Source organism: Spirillospora sp. NPDC048911 (assembly GCF_043198015.1).
Lineage (GTDB): Bacteria > Actinomycetota > Actinomycetes > Streptosporangiales > Streptosporangiaceae > Spirillospora.
In genome coordinates this window covers 174,509-191,535 of the sequence record NZ_JBICUD010000002.1, presented here as the reverse complement: position 1 = coordinate 191,535, position 17,027 = coordinate 174,509, and the positions used below count along the sequence as shown (strand labels likewise).

Sequence of the window (17,027 nt, the reverse complement as noted above, 5' to 3'; positions counted from 1 at the left end):
GGCGGTGGCCTCGACCTCGACCAGCAGATCAGGCGCTACCTGACCGATGCCACATCGCTGAAGCTCGAAGGCAGCCCACTGGAAAACGCCCAGCAATTGGTCGAGTACGCACTCGCCGCCGGCGGTCACGACAACGTGACGGCGTTGGTCATCAGGCGATAAGCATCCTGAAGTGCCGACCGCCGAGCAGGGTCGATGAGAACACCCATATTGTCGACCCACTGCTCCAGGGACCCGACTCCCGCCGGAAGCCGAGCGACCTCCGGATCAGTGATCTCGGCGAGAAGCCGCGCCGAGACCCGATCGTCAATGCCGCGGTAGGGACGATCCCAGAACGGACCCGTCGCCGATGACGCCGCGGAAAAGCGTTCACGCTGGAGATCCAGCAAAGCCCCAGCAGACGTCACCACAGCGTCCTCCCGCTCACGCCAACTGGACGCGGTGGCTACATCAACCAGAGGAAGCTCAACCGGCAGGGCCTTGAAAACGGTGCCGCGCCATTTGGCGTACGGGGGCCACCGCCGGCAAAGGACGAACGCCAACCACATAAGGTCTTCGGCCAAGCGCGCGCTCAAAAGAAGCGAGCCCAGCTCATCCCCACGTCCAGCGGTCCGTCCCACCATCGGCATCCGTTCGGAGATACGACTCCACGATGCGGCGAGTACGTAACGTTCGATGTCGGGCGGATACCAACCGAGCGATTCACGCACTTCACCGAGTCCCACCGCATCATGAAAAACGGGACCCGCCGTGACCTCCAGGACGCTCTGGCCAGGCATGACCAGCCAGTCGAGGACCGAGAGCCCGCCCGTCGGATCGACGCCCAGGCGGCTGACAACGAAGTCCCGAACCGTGGCGACCTCGACCTTGTGCGTGAACGTCCGGTCCCAGGTGACCGGAAACCGGACCGGATGCTCGCCATACCGTTCAGGCAGCCGCCGTTCGAGCGACTCCTTAACCTCAGCGACCAGCCCGGCGTCATCCACCAGCAACGTCAGCCGGCAGCCCCAGTCATGGTCACGGCTCATCCCGTCGTCGAGCCCGAGAACATCCGACCCAGAGCCAAGCCGCGCGGCCGCGTACCGCAACCCAGGCGGCAAGAGCGGCTTCACGACATCGACATAGAACCTCTCAGACAGCTCCGCACCCCGCATGAAGCCAGCCCATCACATCTCGCCCGCGCCGGGTCTGGGTCGTGCAGCAGCGAGCGGGCACCCGCTGATCAAGTCCTCGAAGCGGACTCTGGTTGAGAATCCTCCAATATCTTGGCCACTGCGACGACATCGGCGCGGCAGGGGACTCAGGAGGCCGGCGGGCGGCCAGCTTGGCGCTGATCGCGCTGGACGGTTCGACCAATTCCTCGGTGGAAAGAGTCGAGAGATCGACCTTTATCAAACTCACCCCACCATGCCAACGGCCGTAGCTGAACAGCAACACATCGTTATATTGGCTGGTAGTGGCCGCATCTGGTCTCTTCAACGGAGCCTGGAGCGGACGGTCGGGGTCAGGCGGAGGAGGCTGGGGATGGGCTGCGGGTCGGGGGCGCGGCGCAGGATCACTGTGATCGGGTCGGTGCGGACGGGGAGGCGCGGGAAGTTGTTCTCCGCGTTCAGAGGCGTCAGCACGGCCAGGGCCGTGTCGTCCACCTTTGGATCGGTGGTGAGTTCGGCGGTCACGTAGCCGTCCGGGGTGGTGGGGATCGACCAGTGCGACGGGCTGAGCAGGCGGGCGTTGGTCGAGTCCAGCATGGTCGCGTTGGCCGCCGGGCCGTGCTCGGCCCAGACCGGGCCGCCGTAGAAGGTCGTCAGTGCCCTTTTGCGGGTGGGCATGTCCCGGAAGCCGCGCAGCCAGACGAAACGGTCGGGGTCGTCGAGGTCCCGGAAGGTGCCGAGGATGGTCATGCCCGCGGCTTCCTGGGGTTCGATCAGTTCGCGTTCGAACAGGTCGATGAGCTCGTCCCGGCGGCCGGGGCGGAGGGTGTACTGGCGCAGTTCGATCACGGTGAGGTCCACGTGAACAAGGGTCGCGATGGAGGGGGCGTACCGCGAGTGGCAAGGTTGCCGGGCTTCGTCGAAAAACTGCCAAGATCGGAACGTGGGCATCTCCGTGGCGCTGGCCGTGACCGACGACATCCCTGACCTTGAGCTGGCCGTCGCCTGCGAGGTGTTCGGGACCCGTCGCGACGACCTCGCCCCCTGGTACGACTTCCGGCTGTGCGTGGCGGAGCCTGGGGTGACCCGTACGCAGAACGGGATGAGGCCTGACACGCGTTATGGCCTGGAAAATCTGCGGTACGCGGACACCGTGGTCGTTCCGGCGCTGCCGAACGGGTATCCGCTGGAAGGGTCTCTCGATCCTCGTTTGGTCGAGGCGCTCAAGGGTGTGGGCGGCCGGGTGGTTTCGCTGTGCACAGGTGCGTTCGCGTTGGCCGAGGCGGGGTTGCTGGACGGCAGGCGGGCCACGACGCATTGGCTGTACACCGATGTGCTCGCCGAGCGGTATCCCAAGGTCACCGTGGATGCCGATGTCTTGTACGTGGACGAAGGGGACGTCCTGACCAGCGCGGGCCGAACCGCTGGGCTTGACCTCTGTCTGCATGTCGTACGTACGGACTTCGGCGCGCGGGTCGCCAACCAGTTGGCGCGGCGGATGGTCGCGCCGCCGCATCGATCGGGCGGCCAGGCACAGTACGTGGAGAAGCCGATGCCCCGGGCCGAGGGCCTTTCCGAGCTGCTCGAATGGGCGTCGGAACGGCTGGACCGCAGGCTCACCATCGACGACCTGGCCAAACGGGCAGGTATGAGCACGCGTTCGCTGATCCGGCGGTTCCATGAGACGACCGGGACGACGCCTATGCGGTGGCTCCATGGCCAGCGGCTGGCTCGCGCCCGTGAACTGCTGGAGTCGACGGATCTGCCGGTCGAGGAGGTCGGGCAGCGGTGCGGCATGGGCGCCGCGGCCAACCTGCGGCATCACTTCACCCGCGCCGTCGGCGTCACCCCGACCGCCTATCGCCGCACGTTCCGCGCGTGAGCCCAGGGAACGGGATCCTTCCCCTTCTTCACGATCATCTTCTTGCCGTCGCGGGTGATCAGCTTGTAGCCGTTCTTCTTCCCCTGCGCCGGGTCGTAGCGCGTGACTTGGAGGCCGGTCTGCAGCTTCGCCCCTGCCGCCTGCACGGTACTGATCACCACCGGGGTCGCCTTCGCCCCGGCCAGCGTCGTCGTCGAGGGCTCTCCGGCCCCTGTCACGGCCAGGCCGCCCAGCGCGACGGTGGCCCCGCAAGAGGCCGTCGCCAACGCGAAGTACTTGGGTTTGAACATCGTGTTCTCCCTGCGTGCTCGAACAAATCGATGCAGCGGCGCATGGGAGACGTTAGGGATTGCAGGGGGCCCACCAGATAGGGCCGATGGGCCCGGAACCGCACGTTCTCGGGCCCCAACGCCAAAAGGCCCGCCTCCCGGAGGAGGCGGGCCCGAACGAGGGATCAGTGGTCCGTGCGCGCCTGCTTGGGGAGGAAGAACCCGATCACGATGGCCAGCAGGGCCAGCCCGGCGGCGATCAGGGTGACCTGCTCGGCTCCGGCCAGCGCGTTGGCGGCGGGCTCGCCGGGGACGGTGAACCGGTCGAAGAAGACGGTGCCGAGGACCGCGACGCCCAGGGCGGCGGCGAGCTGCTGGATCGACTCCAGCGCGCCGGAGGCCGAGCCGACCTCGTGGTCGGCGATCTCGCCCATGATGATGCCGAACAGCGGGACGAAGATCATGCCCATTCCGATACCGAAGACCAGCAGCGGCGCGGCCAAGTGCCAGCCGCCCAGCTCGACGCCGGCCGTCCGGAAGACCAGGTACACACCGCCCATGCCCGCGGTCATCACGACCAGGCCGATGTGCAGGATCTTGCGGCCCAGCGCGGGGGCCAGCATGCCGCCGCCGGCCGAGCCGATGAACGCGCCCACCGCCATGGTGGCCATCGCGACGCTGGCGCCGATCGGGCTGTAGTGCAGGCCGAGCTGGAGCAGGAAGCCCAGCGCCAGCGAGAAGCCGATGATCGCGATGAAGAAGGCGATGACGAAGACGACGCCGGAGGTGTACGAGCGGCGGGCGAAGACGCTGAGCTGGACGAGCGGGGTCTTGCCCAGCGCGGACCGGCGCAGCTGGTGGATCACGAACCCGGCGAGGACGGCGATCGAACCGGCGAGGACGGCCCAGATCCACATCGGCCAGCCCTGCTCACGGCCCTGCACCAGCGGGTAGACCAGCAGCCCCATGCCGGTGGCGCCGATCAGCGCACCCGTCACGTCCAGCCCGCCGGACCGGTCACCGCGGGAGGAGGGCAGCGCCTTGAGGCCGGCGACGATGGTGAACGCGCCGAGCGGAAGGTTGATCGCGAAGATCATGCGCCAGTCGGTGCCGAACAGGTCGAGCTTGATCAGCAGGCCGGCCACGATCGGGCCGAGGATGCTGGCCAGGCCGATCGCCGGGCCCATCACTCCCCACGCCTTGGCCTGGTCCGGGCCGGGGAACAGGTCCCGGATCAGCCCGAAGCCCTGCGGGATCATGACCGCGCCGAACAGGCCCTGGGCGACCCGCGCGGCGATCAGCGTCTCGGGCGAGAACGCGAGCGCGCACAGCAGCGACGCCGCCACGAACCCGGTGGCCCCGATGAGGAGCATCCGCTTGCGGCCGAACATGTCGCCGAGCCGTCCGCCGATCAGCAGCCCCGCCGCCAGCGCCAGCGTGTAGCTCGCCGCGATCCACTGGAGCGCCGCGTACGACCCGCCGATGTCGCCCTGGATCACCGGCAGCGCCACGTTCACGATGCTGGCGTCCAGCAGGTTCAGCAGGGTCGCGGTGAGGATCGCGAACAGTCCGAGCCACCGCCCGGGGACTGGCCGCGCTTCGGCTTGGACGGCCACCGGGGCTTCGAGTGTTGCGGTCATCGGACTTCTCCCTCTCCGTTGGGGAACGGATCGCTTCGTTCTGCTTCTACTCTAACAGAACGGAACGCTTCATTCCACAAAATGAAGACAGAGATCTCCCGGGGTTTCTGAGGGCCCCGAGCGGGGCGGCTACCAGTCGGCGGCGCCGGCGAAGGAGGTCGGCTTGGGGTCGTAGCCGAGCACGTCGCGGGCGGCGGTGATGTCGAGCGTGCGCTCCACCGCGAGGTGACTCACGGCATACCGGGTGAGCCGCGGAGGGTTGGGGCGGCGGGTCAGAAGGAAGGCCCCCTCGACAACCGCGGCGAGTACTGGACGCCCCCTACGGGAGGGGGTCGAGCCGCCTCAACCACTTGGCGAACTTCTCCAGGGTGGCGAGCTGGCGGTCACTCAGGGGCTCGGGGCGGAAGTGCATGACCTCGTTCCGGGTGTCCTTCACCACCTTCAGGTCCGCCAAGAAGACCGACTGCTCGATGTCCCACCCCAGCCGCTTCCAGATGTCGGCGTTCGACAAGACCTGCCGACACTGCCCGAAGGTCAGACCATGCACTGACTCAAGACCGGTCAAAGGCTTGGTCGGGTTGAAGCTACCCGCGCTCTTGATGTCCTCCAGGGAGCAGACCTTGTCGATCTGGCGACGAACGCGACGTTCGATCTCGCTGATCAGCAGGAACGGGCCGGCCAGTTGGGCAAACTGATGTGAAAGGTCAGCGGTTGTAATAATGCCCGCCAACGCGTCGTGGTCGACGACGAAGGCGAAGCCGTTGCGGCTGATCTCGGGGATCTTGTCGAGCAGCTTGTCCCTGGGATGCAGCACCTCAGGCATCTCGCTCATCATGGCATGGCGCAACTCCGGCCCAATGCCAGAGATCTTCGCGGCCGAGATCGATTCCCAGGTGACCGCTCCGCGCAGGACGCTGCCGTCCAGGACGGCGAGCTGGGAGTAGTCGTGCCGCATCATCAAGGTTTGGGCGTACTGCAGAGAGTCCGCGATCCCCACCGACTCCACGCCGCGGCAGGCACTGGGGATCTCTCCGACACACAGCGATACCGGAGGGAAGCTCGACTCCAGGTCGGCGTCCGTGCCCTCCCCGCTCGGCGGAGGTCCGGGTTCGGTCTGCGAAGGGCCAGGGGCGGGCTCCGAGGCCTTGAGAACAACGCTCACCTGCTGACGCATGTCGGGCACGTCGTCGAAATAAGGAACGGTCGTCAGTCCTGCCTCAGCAAGCGCGGCACCTATCTGGGCGACAGCGCCGGGGCCCCGTGAGGCATAGCCCCAGATGTCGAGCAGCGCCTGGATGGATATCTTCACGACCCGATCGGGACCTCGGGACGCGGCGTCGGCCAGAAACTCCTCAGGGGTCACGCCTGCGCCTCCTCCTCGGCGCGCACCGCGCGCTGGCCCATCACATGCTCGATGAGGGCGACCAGTTCGTTCGTCCGGTGCTGGAAGAACGCTTCGAAGTCGTTCGCGCGCAGCAGGCGCGGCTCGATCAGGTGCGTGAGCACAGCGTCGTCGAGCCAATTGGCCTGGATACCGGACTCGCGTTCCAGCACCTGAAGGTATGCGGTGGGAGGACGGGTCCCGACTGCGCGTCCCGCTCTGTGTGATAGCAGGGTCTTGTTGACCACGCTGTTCTGCTGCTGAGGGTCGATACCGTTCTTCCCGCACCACTGCTTGGGGAAGATCCGATAGATCTCGACCTTGTAGTCCTCGAGCAGGTTCCCATCGAGGGGCTTGTCGAGGTAGAACCAGTCGGTGCAGTCCTGCTGGAGCAGCAGAGCGAAGACACCCTTGTAGGCAGCGCTGTTGCGCGTCTGCATGGAGAGCAAGCGCGTCTCGACGAACCGCGCCTCCTGCACGGATTCGGGGACCCGTCCGCCCCGGATCCACGTGACCATCTGCTCCAGGTCACGCGGGAAACGACTGTCAGCGGTGCCGCCGTACTGCTCACCAAAGACGCCGCACCAGTACCAACGAGCGAGCTTGGCTCTCGCCTCCTCCGTATCGGTCTCCGGACCGAGCACGGTGCGGATGGCCGCAAGGGGCGGCAACTGAGTCCGGTACGGGAGGTCCTGGGCACGGAAGACGCACTGCTCGGCCAGGAACCGGCCGGCCCAGTGCAAGGCATCGGCGATCTTCGGCGCCCAGGTGAGGTACTCCTCCAGCTCAAGGTCCAGCATGTTGCGGCGCTTGCAGCCGACGGGCACTCCCTCCCGGTGATAGGTGGAGGCCAGGCAGACCGCCTGGAGGAAGTCGGTGTTGCTCAACTCGTCCAACACCGGATGTGTTGTGACCAGTTCGTTCCGAGTCTTCTCCCAGTGCTCCGGCAGATGGAAGTCGTATCCGTGCCGCTCGGAGAACGTGGCGTCTCCGGCGAACGTCGCGGTCAACAACTCGAAAACGTTGAGGACCACGCCTCCGGTATTGACCTTCTCGAAGACCGTGCAAACGGCCTCCTTCGGAGTCTCCTTGGTCAGCCGGATGGTCGGCACCTGATACTTCAGCACGTTGTTGACCACGGATTCCTGGAACCTCGTCCAGATCTCCTCCCCGCCGGCCGCCTCTCGCGAGTAGCTGAAAAGCCACGCCATCATCGCGCTGTTGTTGAAGATCAGATTGAGCGGGAAGTACCCCGCGGCACGTTCCAGCTCGGGAGTACTCAGGTCCAGGTCGATACGGCGCCCGAACTGCGAGCGGATCACACGGTCCTCGGGAACCGAGATGATCGCTTTCTCCCGGTCTCCGTTCTCCTCGACCGCCGTCTCGACGTGGATGTAGTACCACCTGCGCAGGTCGTTGCCACGAAGGTCGCGGGTCTCGACCGGGCGTCCCGACCGAAGCGCCTGGAACAGCGAGGTCATCCGCTGCTGTCCGTCCAGGAGCAGTTCCTGCTCGATGCCGCGGTACTCTCGCTCGGCCCCCACGACTCCCGCGAGGGGACGGGCCTTGAACCCCGCTCCCTGCCCCCCGGTCTCCAGAGTCATGATCACGCCCATCGGGTAGCCCATGGTGACCGTGGCGAGGATCGACACCACTCGCTCGTCGTCCCATTTCCATTCCCGCTGGAAATCCGGCAACTGGATCTGCCCTGCGGCGACACGGTCCAGGAGGGCGTCGAGCTGGGGGCTGTCCAGGGCCACTACTGCCTCCGGGATTTGACGAAGGGCTCCGGGGTTCGAAACATTACCGAGTCAAGCGCTTCCTATGTGTACCTTTTATCCGAGGGTTCCACTTGGCGTCATAAGTCGATTGTTGCGGGAGCGCCTGACCGGACGGGTACTACGGGTGCCGCCCGCGGCCGTAAGCTGTCGGCCACGAGACGGGTGTGCTGTACGGGGCTTGAGCTGCACGGCAGGACGGGACAGAGCTAGAAGAGGTGGCACGGGGTGTCCAACCGCTGGTGGGGGCCGCGATCAGACTTCACCTGGGAGGAGGACGCTCTCAAGCATGTCCGTGACCAGATGCCGGCCGCCGAACCCTACCGCGCCTGGCAGACCTTCTCGTTCACGGCCCAGTCCGGCCATGTGCCCCAGGTCGACCTGCTCATCGCGACCCGCGCCGGGCTGTTCCTGGTGGAGATCAAAAGCCATCCGGGCCGAGCGATCAACAACGGGAGCACCTGGATCTTCCAGGCGGACGACAGGACGCGGTCGTTCGAGAACCCCCTCCACCTGACCGACCTGAAGTGCAAGCAGCTCCGCCAGCAGCTGGAGTGGGCGCGCAATCAGCTTCCCGGGCTGAAGCACCTGCGCATCCCCTACATCCGGCCGGCGATTTTTCTGTCAGCGCCGGATCTGCGGTGCGAATTCGATGACGTGCAGAAGCTGAACGTCTTCGGCAGGGACGGCCTCGAAGCCCAGACCGGGCTTCCCGGGATCTGGACCGGTCTCCTCGGCGCACCGCCGCGAAGCAGCCGGGACATCGTGGAGCCCGCGCTGTCCAAGCAGCTGCACAAGCTCCTCAACAAGGCCGGGATCTCCGGGCTGCGCAAGCACCGCAAGATCGGCCCCTTCGAGCTGGCGCCCCAGTCGTTCGACGCGGGTCCCACCTGGGAGGACTATCTCGCCGAGAACACCGGCCTCCCCGGAGACCAGCCCCGCCGGATCCGTCTCTACCTGTCGAACCTGGGCGCCACCAAGGAAGAACGCGACTCGACTCGCCGGGCGGCCCGCCGCGAGTACCTCGCCTTGCAGGGCATCTCACACGAGGGCATCGTCCAGGCCGAGCAGTACAGCGACGAGCATGAGGCCGGACCGTCCGTCATCTTCCGGCACGGCGCCGACTGGGTCCGTCTCGATCACTTCATCGCGGAGCAGGGCGAAGACCTGCCGATCGAGACCCGGATCGAGATGGTGCGGCAGCTCGCCGAAGCCCTTGACCACGCACATCGCCGGCATCTCTACCATCGCGCGCTGGCCGCGCGGAGCGTCTACGTCGAGATGGACGGCCGTTATCCACGACTGCGCATCTGCGACTGGCAGGTGTCGGCCAGGCCCGGCTCCGGTTCGTCCGGCCGCCCGTCCGCGCTCGCCGACTCTGGCAAAGGAACGTCACTCGCCGCCCATATCGAAGGCTCGGCAGGCGCCTACCTGGCTCCCGAATTCGGGCACGCCGAAGCTGAGGGCGTTCAGCTGGACGTGTTCGGACTGGGCGCGATCACACACCTAATTCTCACCGCTCAGCCTCCCGCCAAGGACAGGGCCATACTGGCGAGCCGGCTCTCGGCTCAGCAGGCGCTGGTGCCGTCCGCGGTCTGCGACGACATGACGCCCTCGATGGACCACCTCGTGCAGGGCGCCACAGCCGTCCAACCGTCGGACCGGCACGAGTCGGTGCGCGCCTTCCTCGACTGGCTCGAACAGGTCGAGGAGGAGATCACCGCCCCGGACGAGGAAGAGATCCCCGACCTGCTGGAGGCGACGAGGGGGGCCATCGTCCAGGGCTGGCGGGTGACCCGCGTTCTGGGCAAGGGCTCGACGGCACGGGCACTGCTGGTCGAACGGGACGGCCACGAGCAGGTACTCAAGGTCGCGCTGAACGAGGCGGGCCGCGAGCGTCTGGTCCACGAGGCGGCACAGCTCCGCGGCATCCATGACTCCCACATCGTCCGGCTCATCTCAGGACCGCAGGACTTCGGGCAACGGCACGCCCTCGTGCTCGAACAGGCCGGTCAGCAGACCCTGTCGCACTTCCTGCGCAGCCAGGGCCGCCTCACCATCGACGACCTGCAGAACCTCGGCGACCACCTCTTCCAGGCGGTGACCTATCTGGAGGACGAGGGGATCTGGCACCGCGATATCAAGCCCGACAACCTGGCCATCAAGGAGCTGCCGAAGAAGGGGCGGCGCCTGGTCCTGTTCGACTTCTCCCTGGCGGGCGCGACCGACCGTGACACCGGCGTGGGCACCCCGCCTTATCTGGACCCGTTCCTGGGATCCGAACGTCGCCCCATTTACGATGCGGCCGCCGAGCGTTATGCGGTGGCCGTGACCCTGCACGAGATGGCCAGCACCGAGCTGCCATCGTGGGGCGACGGGGTGGCCGCTCCACACCTGCTGGACGCGAGTGAGCAGATCCCCCAGCTCGCCGAGGACAGCTTCGACCCCCTGCTGCGTGAGCGCCTGGCGGATTTCTTCCGCAAGGCCCTGCACCGGGACGCGACCAAACGGCATTCATCGCTCCAGGAGATGAAGGTCGCCTGGCTGAACCTGTTCCAAGGCCTCGACGAGACGCTTCCGGCGACCACCCCCACGACCGTTCACCAGCAGTCCACCGATCCCGAGCAGGCTCGCGAGCAAGCCGCCACGACCGTGTCGGCCGACACACCACTGATCGCCGCGGGCCTGACCGCCCGCGCCTTGTCGATCACGCTGCAGCAGCTCGAGGTCTCCACCGTCGGCGAGCTGATCAAGGTCCCGGCCGCGCGGATCCAGCGACTCCGCGGGGTGGGCCTCGGCCCGCGGAACGAACTCGTCCAGCGGGCGCGCGAGTGGCGGCAGCAACTCGCGGTCAGCGAGAAGGCCGGAGCCTCCGAGCGCACCCATACGGAGGCGCGCGAGCTCAACCGGCTCAGCCTCGACGCGATCGCCGAGCGGCTGGTCCCCAGCGACAGAGGTAGCAACGGCACTGAGGTACGTGTTATCCAGGCCGTGCTGGGCCTGCCCGACAACGACGGCGATCCGGCTCCTCTCCCGTCCTGGTCGTCCCAGACATCCGTGGCCGAGGCCCTCGAACTCAGCCAATCGCACGTCAATCGGCTTCTGGGTGCGGCGCGAGCGCGCTGGACCAAGAGTGTCCCGGCCGTCACCGCGCTGCGCGCCACCGTGCTGGAACTTCTTCACGCGCACGGCCGGGTGATGGAGGCGCGCAGGCTCGCCTCGGCGTTGCTGGCCGCCCGCGGCGCGGAAATCGACGACCCTGCCGGCCGCCGTGCGGTGGCCGATGCCTGCGTCCGAGCCGCGGTCGAAACCGAAGAACACCTCGAAAACCCACGCCTGGCCCGGCGCCGCGTGGGCGGCCGCATTCTGATCGCGGCCGTGGCCGAGGACGACCCCACCGCCCCAGTAGAAGAGGAACTCCTCGACTACGCCGCAGATCTGGGGCGCCAGGCTGACAAACTCGTGGACCTCTCAGAGACCAGCCCTCTCCCAGGAGCCGCGACCGTACGCACCGAGCTGAACGCCGTTCCGCGCCCGGAAGGCATGCCGCCCCTCTCGGACCTCGACCTGGTGTCCCTCGCCGCCGACGCCTCCCAGAACGCCGCCATGACGGCGCGGCTGGAGCTGTACCCGCGAGACCTGGACCCCCGTAAGGCCCTGCAACTCGCACAGGCCGCCAGCTATCTGGGCCCTCCGGGCCTCACTCCGGACGAGCTCCGCAACCGCGTCCTGGCCCGCTTCCCAGAACTCACGGCACTCCCCCAACCCGACGAGCTGCGCACACTCCTCCAGAAGCAACTGAACGTCACGATCAACGTGACCGATGGACGGTTCGTCCTCCCAAGCCGCCCGCTGCTCACATCCCTGGTCTCCCGTGGCCGCCCCGGCCTCCAGACCAGACTCGGTGCGATCTCCCCGAGCGCGGAAACCTGGGACCGCCTCGCGTCCGCCGCCGAACGCGGCGGCTTCCTCGCCGTCAAGTCCTGGCTGGACGAGTCGTCATCCGTCCTCGACGTCCTCCTCACCATGGAGGGCATCACTCCCATCCATGTGGCGCAGACCTTCCTGCGAACCCTGCGCGACATCGTGACCGAGCGCGGCAAGCCCCGTTGGGAGACCGTCCTGGCCGCGGACTCCCCCGACGCCTCCCCCGCCGCCCGCATCGGCTTCCAACGCCTGGTCGACGAGGTCTGGGAACGCCTGGAGCAACAGATTCAGAAGGCCGAAGGCACCGTCCTCCTGCACGACGCAACCCCCCTGGCCCGCTACACCGGCGGCTCCGAGCTGTTGACCCGCCTCAAGATCGCGGCCCAGGACTCCGGCCACGGCCCGCACGGCCTCTGGTTGTTCTGCCCGATGGCCGACCCGAACGGTGAAGCCTCACTGGACCACCAGGTCGTCCGAGCCATGGGCGAGAATGAGCAACTCGCCGTCCCTGGTGGCTTCGCCCTGCAAGACACAAGGAGCGTTTCGTGATCGACCCCACTGCCTTGCTGAACGACCTGAAGCCACAGGTGCGGGCACTGGAGACCGACCTACGAGAACGAGCCGCCGAACCCCCGTTCAAACCATCCCTAGAAGCCGAATGGCGGAACGCCGTCGACCGCGAGCGCACAGCGGCGACCTACGACACCTGGCTCGAAGGCCAGCTCACCCAGTCCGCTGTGGCCTGGACCCTAAGCACGGTCTTCTTGCGCTTCTGTGAAGACAACCACCTAATCGACGAGGTCTTCCTCAGCGGCCCAGGCGACCGCCTCGAACTGGCCAAAGAACGGCAGCAGGCGTTCTTTGAGCACCCGGAGAACGTCGCCAAGACCGACCGCGAGTGGATCGAAGAAGGCGTCAAGGCCATGGCCAAGGCCTCTCCAGTCGCCGCCGGCCTCTTCGACCCCGACCACAACCCCATGTGGCGGATCACGCCATCCCTCGAAGCCGCCAAGGCTCTGATCACCTTCTGGCGCCAGACCCGCCCCGATGGCGAGACCCTGATCCCCATCCACCACTTCGAAGACTCAACCTGGAACACCCGCTTCCTAGGCGATCTCTACCAAGAGCTCTCCGAGCACGCCAAGAAAACCTACGCCCTGCTCCAAACCCCCGAGTTTGTCGAAGAACTCATCCTCGACCTGACCCTCGACCCCGCCATTGAGGAGTTCGGCCTCGACCCCGAGCCCCCCGAAGCCTGCCCCGCCGAGTTGAACCTCCCGCGCGGCATCCGCGTGATCGACCCCACCTGCGGCTCCGGCCACTTTCTCCTGGGCGCCTTCCACCGCATCCTTGATCGCTGGCAGCGCCAAGCCCCCGCCGCCGACAAGTGGGACCTGATCCACCGCACCCTCTACTCGGTCCACGGCGTGGACAAGAACCCCTTCGCCGTAGCCATCGCCCGTTTCCGCCTTCTCATAGCCGCCATGAAAGCGGGCGACGTCAACACCCTGCGAGAAACTCCGGATTTCGCCCTCAACATCGCCGTAGGTGACTCCCTCATCCACGGCCGCGGCGGCCCTCAGTTGGACCAGGGTGCCTGGACCTTTTCCAGTGACGGCAGGCTAGTCGAAACAGAGCCCTTCATCTTCTCTACTGAGGATGTCAGCGACTACATCAAGTCCGTGGACATGCTGGGCATTAGCGGCTATCACGTGGTATTTGGCAACCCGCCGTACATCACCGTAAAGGACAAGGCGGAGAACCGCAGCTACCGCTACTACCAGAGCTGTTCCGGAGCCTACGCCCTTTCCGTCCCTTTCATTGAAAGATTTTTCCACCTCGCCGTTCGAGGAGGCAGGGAGCGCAAGAAGTCCGGCTACGTCGGACAGATCACAGCCAACTCTTTTATGAAACGGGAGTTCGGAAAGAAACTAGTCGAAGAATTCCTTCGAACCATAAAACTCTCTCACGTGATCGACACTTCTGGCGCCTATATTCCCGGACATGGAACTCCCACGGTAATTCTGGCCGGGCGACGAATTACACCGCACGGCGAACCAGTTCGCGCCATCCTTGGCATTCGCGGCGAGGCTGGCCAGCCGACCAGCCCACGCAATGGAAAAGTATGGCTAGCTATTGAACGAGCAGTCAAGAAAGCCGAGACAGACAACGAGTGGGTCGGCCTAGCGCTCCTGCCTCAGGAAAACTTCCATTCCCACCCCTGGAGCCTTGGCGGTGGTGGAGCTGGCGAGCTCCAGGAATCCCTTACCAGTGCCTCGAACAGTTCCTTGAAAGATTACGCAAAGGATATCGGATTCGGCGCGGTTACTCGCGAAGATAGTGCCTATATGCTAGGAGAGGGAGCCCTTCGACGCCTCGGCGTCCCAGATGGACAACAACTCGCTCTAGTTGAGGGCGAAGCTACGCGTGACTGGATTATCACCAATCCCACCGCCTCCTTGTGGCCATACGACCCGGAGTCGTTGCAGGCATCGGCTGACGAGGCTACTGTTCGCGTACTCTGGCCCAATCGCACCATTCTGCGTGAGCGCATTGCATATGGAAAGTCTCAACTCGAACGTGGACTCACTTGGTTCGAATTCTCCATGTTCTTTAAGAGGAGATTCAAAGCACAGCCATCCATAGCATTTGCATTCGTAGCCACACACAATCACTTCGTATTGGATCGCGGCGGAAAGGTGTTCAATCGATCGACGCCTGTGATCAAGCTTTCAGAAGGGACAAATGAGAGCGACTTTCTGGGAATACTGGGCTTGCTAAACAGCTCCACCGCATGCTTCTGGCTGAAACAAGTCAGTCAGTCAAAGGGTGGCAGTGGAATCGGGCGAGGCGTACAGGATGAGGCCTGGGAGAATCGCTACGAATTCACTGTGACCAAACTTGAAAAGTTTCCGATCCCGAATGGCCAGCTAGACACCTGGTGTAACCAGCTGGACGACATAGCGCTCAAGCTAGCGAAAACAACCCCTGATCAGGTCTGCTCTCATTCTGTTCCAAGCAAGGACAGACTCGACCTTAGCCATAATGAGCACCAGGCACTACGCAGCGAGATGATTGCCCTCCAAGAGGAGTTGGACTGGGAGGTCTACTGCCTCTACGGACTGCTGACAACTGAGGAGGCGGCTGAGCTAGGGACCGTCCCAGAGACGGTGCCAGGGATCAAGCCGGGTGAGCGGGCGTTCGAGATTGTGTTGGCGCGAAAAATAGCCGTGGGTCAAGTCGAGACGCAATGGTTCGCACGGCATGGCTCCTCGCCGATCACTGAGGTACCTGCGCACTGGCCGGAGGAGTATCGGCGGGTGGTGGAGAAGCGGATTGAGATCATTGAGTCTCGGCCGCAGACGATCGGATTGATCGAACGGCCGGAGTACAAGCGGCGGTGGGCTACGGAGCCGTGGGAAAAGAAGGAGAAGGCGGCTCTCCGGAACTGGCTGCTTGATCGGTGTGAGGCGCGGGAGCTGTGGTTCGCGCCGGACGAGACCGGAGTTGAGCAGCCGCGCATGATGACGATCGCTCGGCTGGCCGATCGGCTGCGGGACGATGAAGACTTTGTCTCGGTGGCCCGCTTGTACGCGGGGGACGACGCCGACTTGATCGATGTGCTGACCGAGATCATGGATTCCGAGCATGTCCCGTTCCTTGCAGCCTTGCGGTACAAGGACTCGGGGATGCGCAAGAGGTCGCAATGGGAACGTACGTGGGAGATGCAGCGTGAGGAGGACGCGACCGGCAAGGATCTTTCGATCCCGCTCCCGCCGAAGTACGCTAGCGCGGATTTTCTCAAGAACTCCTACTGGCGCAATCGCGGAAAGCTGGACGTTCCGAAGGAGCGGTTTATTTCGCACCCGGGTGCCAGTCCAGATGGTGACAGATCTCTGCTGGTGGGGTGGGCTGGATGGGATCATCGGCGGCAGGCGCATGCGTTGATGACGCTTATTGAAGAGCGCACCACTCGGGATGGGTGGGAGGTTGAGCGGCTGATCCCGTTGCTCGCGGGGCTCGCCGAGGTCATGCCGTGGGTGGAGCAGTGGCACGGTGACGTCGATCCTGCGTTCGGCATCAGTCCGGCCGCCGCCTATGGCGGCTACTTCGAGCAGCAGATGGAGCGTCACGGCCTGACCGAGGAGAACCTGCGTAGCTGGCGTCCTCCGAAGGGCAGGCGTGGTCGCGCTCCAAAGAAGAGTGAGGGTTAGGCAGCGGCGCCTCGCTTCGTGTTGCTTCTAGTAGGCGTTCGCGGAGGATGATTCCACTGCTTGCTCTGATGAAGAGCGTGTCACCGCGTACGGCCATCCACACTGGTCGGCGGAGGTCGGCCACGATGCCGATGGTCGGGAACTCCGCTCGAAGCTGAGCTAGGTACTCGGCCGGGTTTGGACACCAGGCTCCGCTGTCGGACGCTCTCATTCGGGCACGCCCAGGTAGCGCGTGATGATCAAAGATGCGTCGATGATGTTGTTTGCTTCGGCGATCGGCTGCTGCCATGACGTGAAGAACCAGTACCGTCCTCCGTCTTCCTGGTTGGGGCCGCAGGTGATCGTGTCAGCGGGTGTGGGTTGGCCTGCGCAGCATCCGGCCGCGCCAGGGTTGCGGACTCTCAGACCTCCGGCATCAACTCTGTTGTGAAGCCGACTCCTTCGAGGTTCGCACGGAGGACACTCAGCCGCTCCTGTGTCTCTGGTGAGCAGTGGGCCCTCATGATCGAGCCCTCATCTTCTCGGCCGCCGCGACGCGTTCCGCCAATCGTGCTTGAGCATCGCAGAGCAGCCACAGTTCGCCGTCGGTCTGTGCAGTGACCTCTACCAGACAGCCGTTCAGCAGCTGGTAGTCGGTGAGCGGGCCGAGCCGGCGAGCGACAAGGCACCGATTCTTTTGCTCGTTATGCCACCCTGGCACGTAGATCGCCATTTTGCACTTCCTGGTGATTTTTGGACATACTCCCTCAATACCCTCAGGTGAGATATCGGGTGGCATCAGAATC

Annotated in this window: 10 protein-coding genes; 3 read left to right on the top strand and 7 right to left on the bottom strand. The window is 65.2% G+C overall.

Annotation, left to right across the window (positions count from 1 at the left end; genetic code table 11):
- Window positions 1-125: 125 nt before the first annotated feature.
- Complete coding sequence (locus ACGFNU_RS08055; protein WP_392591326.1) at window positions 126-1,154, bottom strand: DUF4037 domain-containing protein; 1,029 nt, start codon at window positions 1,152-1,154, stop codon at window positions 126-128.
- A 321-nt stretch (window positions 1,155-1,475) separates the two neighbouring features.
- On the bottom strand, window positions 1,476-2,012 hold the full coding sequence (locus ACGFNU_RS08050) for an NIPSNAP family protein (RefSeq protein WP_392591324.1): 537 nt from the start codon (window positions 2,010-2,012) through the stop codon (window positions 1,476-1,478).
- 82 nt (window positions 2,013-2,094) lie between these two features.
- Here ACGFNU_RS08050 and ACGFNU_RS08045 point away from each other — a divergent pair, with 82 nt between their 5' ends.
- Window positions 2,095-3,033, top strand: a complete 939-nt coding sequence (locus tag ACGFNU_RS08045; RefSeq protein WP_392591322.1) for a helix-turn-helix domain-containing protein — start codon at window positions 2,095-2,097, stop codon at window positions 3,031-3,033.
- Here the strand turns inward: ACGFNU_RS08045 and ACGFNU_RS08040 are convergent.
- From ACGFNU_RS08040 to ACGFNU_RS08025, 4 genes are all read right to left on the bottom strand, one after another.
- Window positions 3,009-3,323: a hypothetical protein gene (locus ACGFNU_RS08040; protein WP_392591320.1), complete on the bottom strand. Its 315-nt coding sequence runs from the start codon at window positions 3,321-3,323 to the stop codon at window positions 3,009-3,011. The genes ACGFNU_RS08045 and ACGFNU_RS08040 overlap by 25 nt on opposite strands.
- 164 nt (window positions 3,324-3,487) lie before the next feature.
- The gene (locus tag ACGFNU_RS08035) at window positions 3,488-4,942 is read right to left on the bottom strand and encodes an MFS transporter (RefSeq protein ID WP_392591318.1); all 1,455 of its coding nucleotides are present in this window, start codon (window positions 4,940-4,942) and stop codon (window positions 3,488-3,490) included.
- A gap of 319 nt (window positions 4,943-5,261) precedes the next feature.
- Entirely contained in the window at window positions 5,262-6,305 is a 1,044-nt protein-coding gene (locus tag ACGFNU_RS08030; RefSeq protein ID WP_392591317.1) for a hypothetical protein, read from the bottom strand.
- On the bottom strand, window positions 6,302-8,083 hold the full coding sequence (locus ACGFNU_RS08025) for a DUF262 domain-containing protein (RefSeq protein WP_392591315.1): 1,782 nt from the start codon (window positions 8,081-8,083) through the stop codon (window positions 6,302-6,304). The genes ACGFNU_RS08030 and ACGFNU_RS08025 overlap by 4 nt, the downstream gene beginning before the upstream one ends.
- Window positions 8,084-8,329: 246 nt before the next feature.
- On the opposite strand from ACGFNU_RS08025, the gene pglW reads away from it, so the two are divergent.
- Window positions 8,330-12,577: a BREX system serine/threonine kinase PglW gene (gene pglW, locus ACGFNU_RS08020; protein WP_392591314.1), complete on the top strand. Its 4,248-nt coding sequence runs from the start codon at window positions 8,330-8,332 to the stop codon at window positions 12,575-12,577.
- Window positions 12,574-16,242 (top strand): BREX-2 system adenine-specific DNA-methyltransferase PglX, encoded by a 3,669-nt coding sequence (gene pglX / locus ACGFNU_RS08015; RefSeq protein WP_392591312.1) that lies wholly within the window; start codon window positions 12,574-12,576, stop codon window positions 16,240-16,242. Before pglW ends, pglX begins: the two co-directional genes overlap by 4 nt.
- A gap of 499 nt (window positions 16,243-16,741) precedes the next feature.
- On the opposite strand, the gene ACGFNU_RS08010 is transcribed toward pglX, so the two are convergent.
- A complete protein-coding gene (locus ACGFNU_RS08010; RefSeq protein ID WP_392591310.1) occupies window positions 16,742-16,954 on the bottom strand; it encodes a hypothetical protein in 213 nt (70 codons plus the stop codon).
- Window positions 16,955-17,027 lie beyond the last annotated feature (73 nt).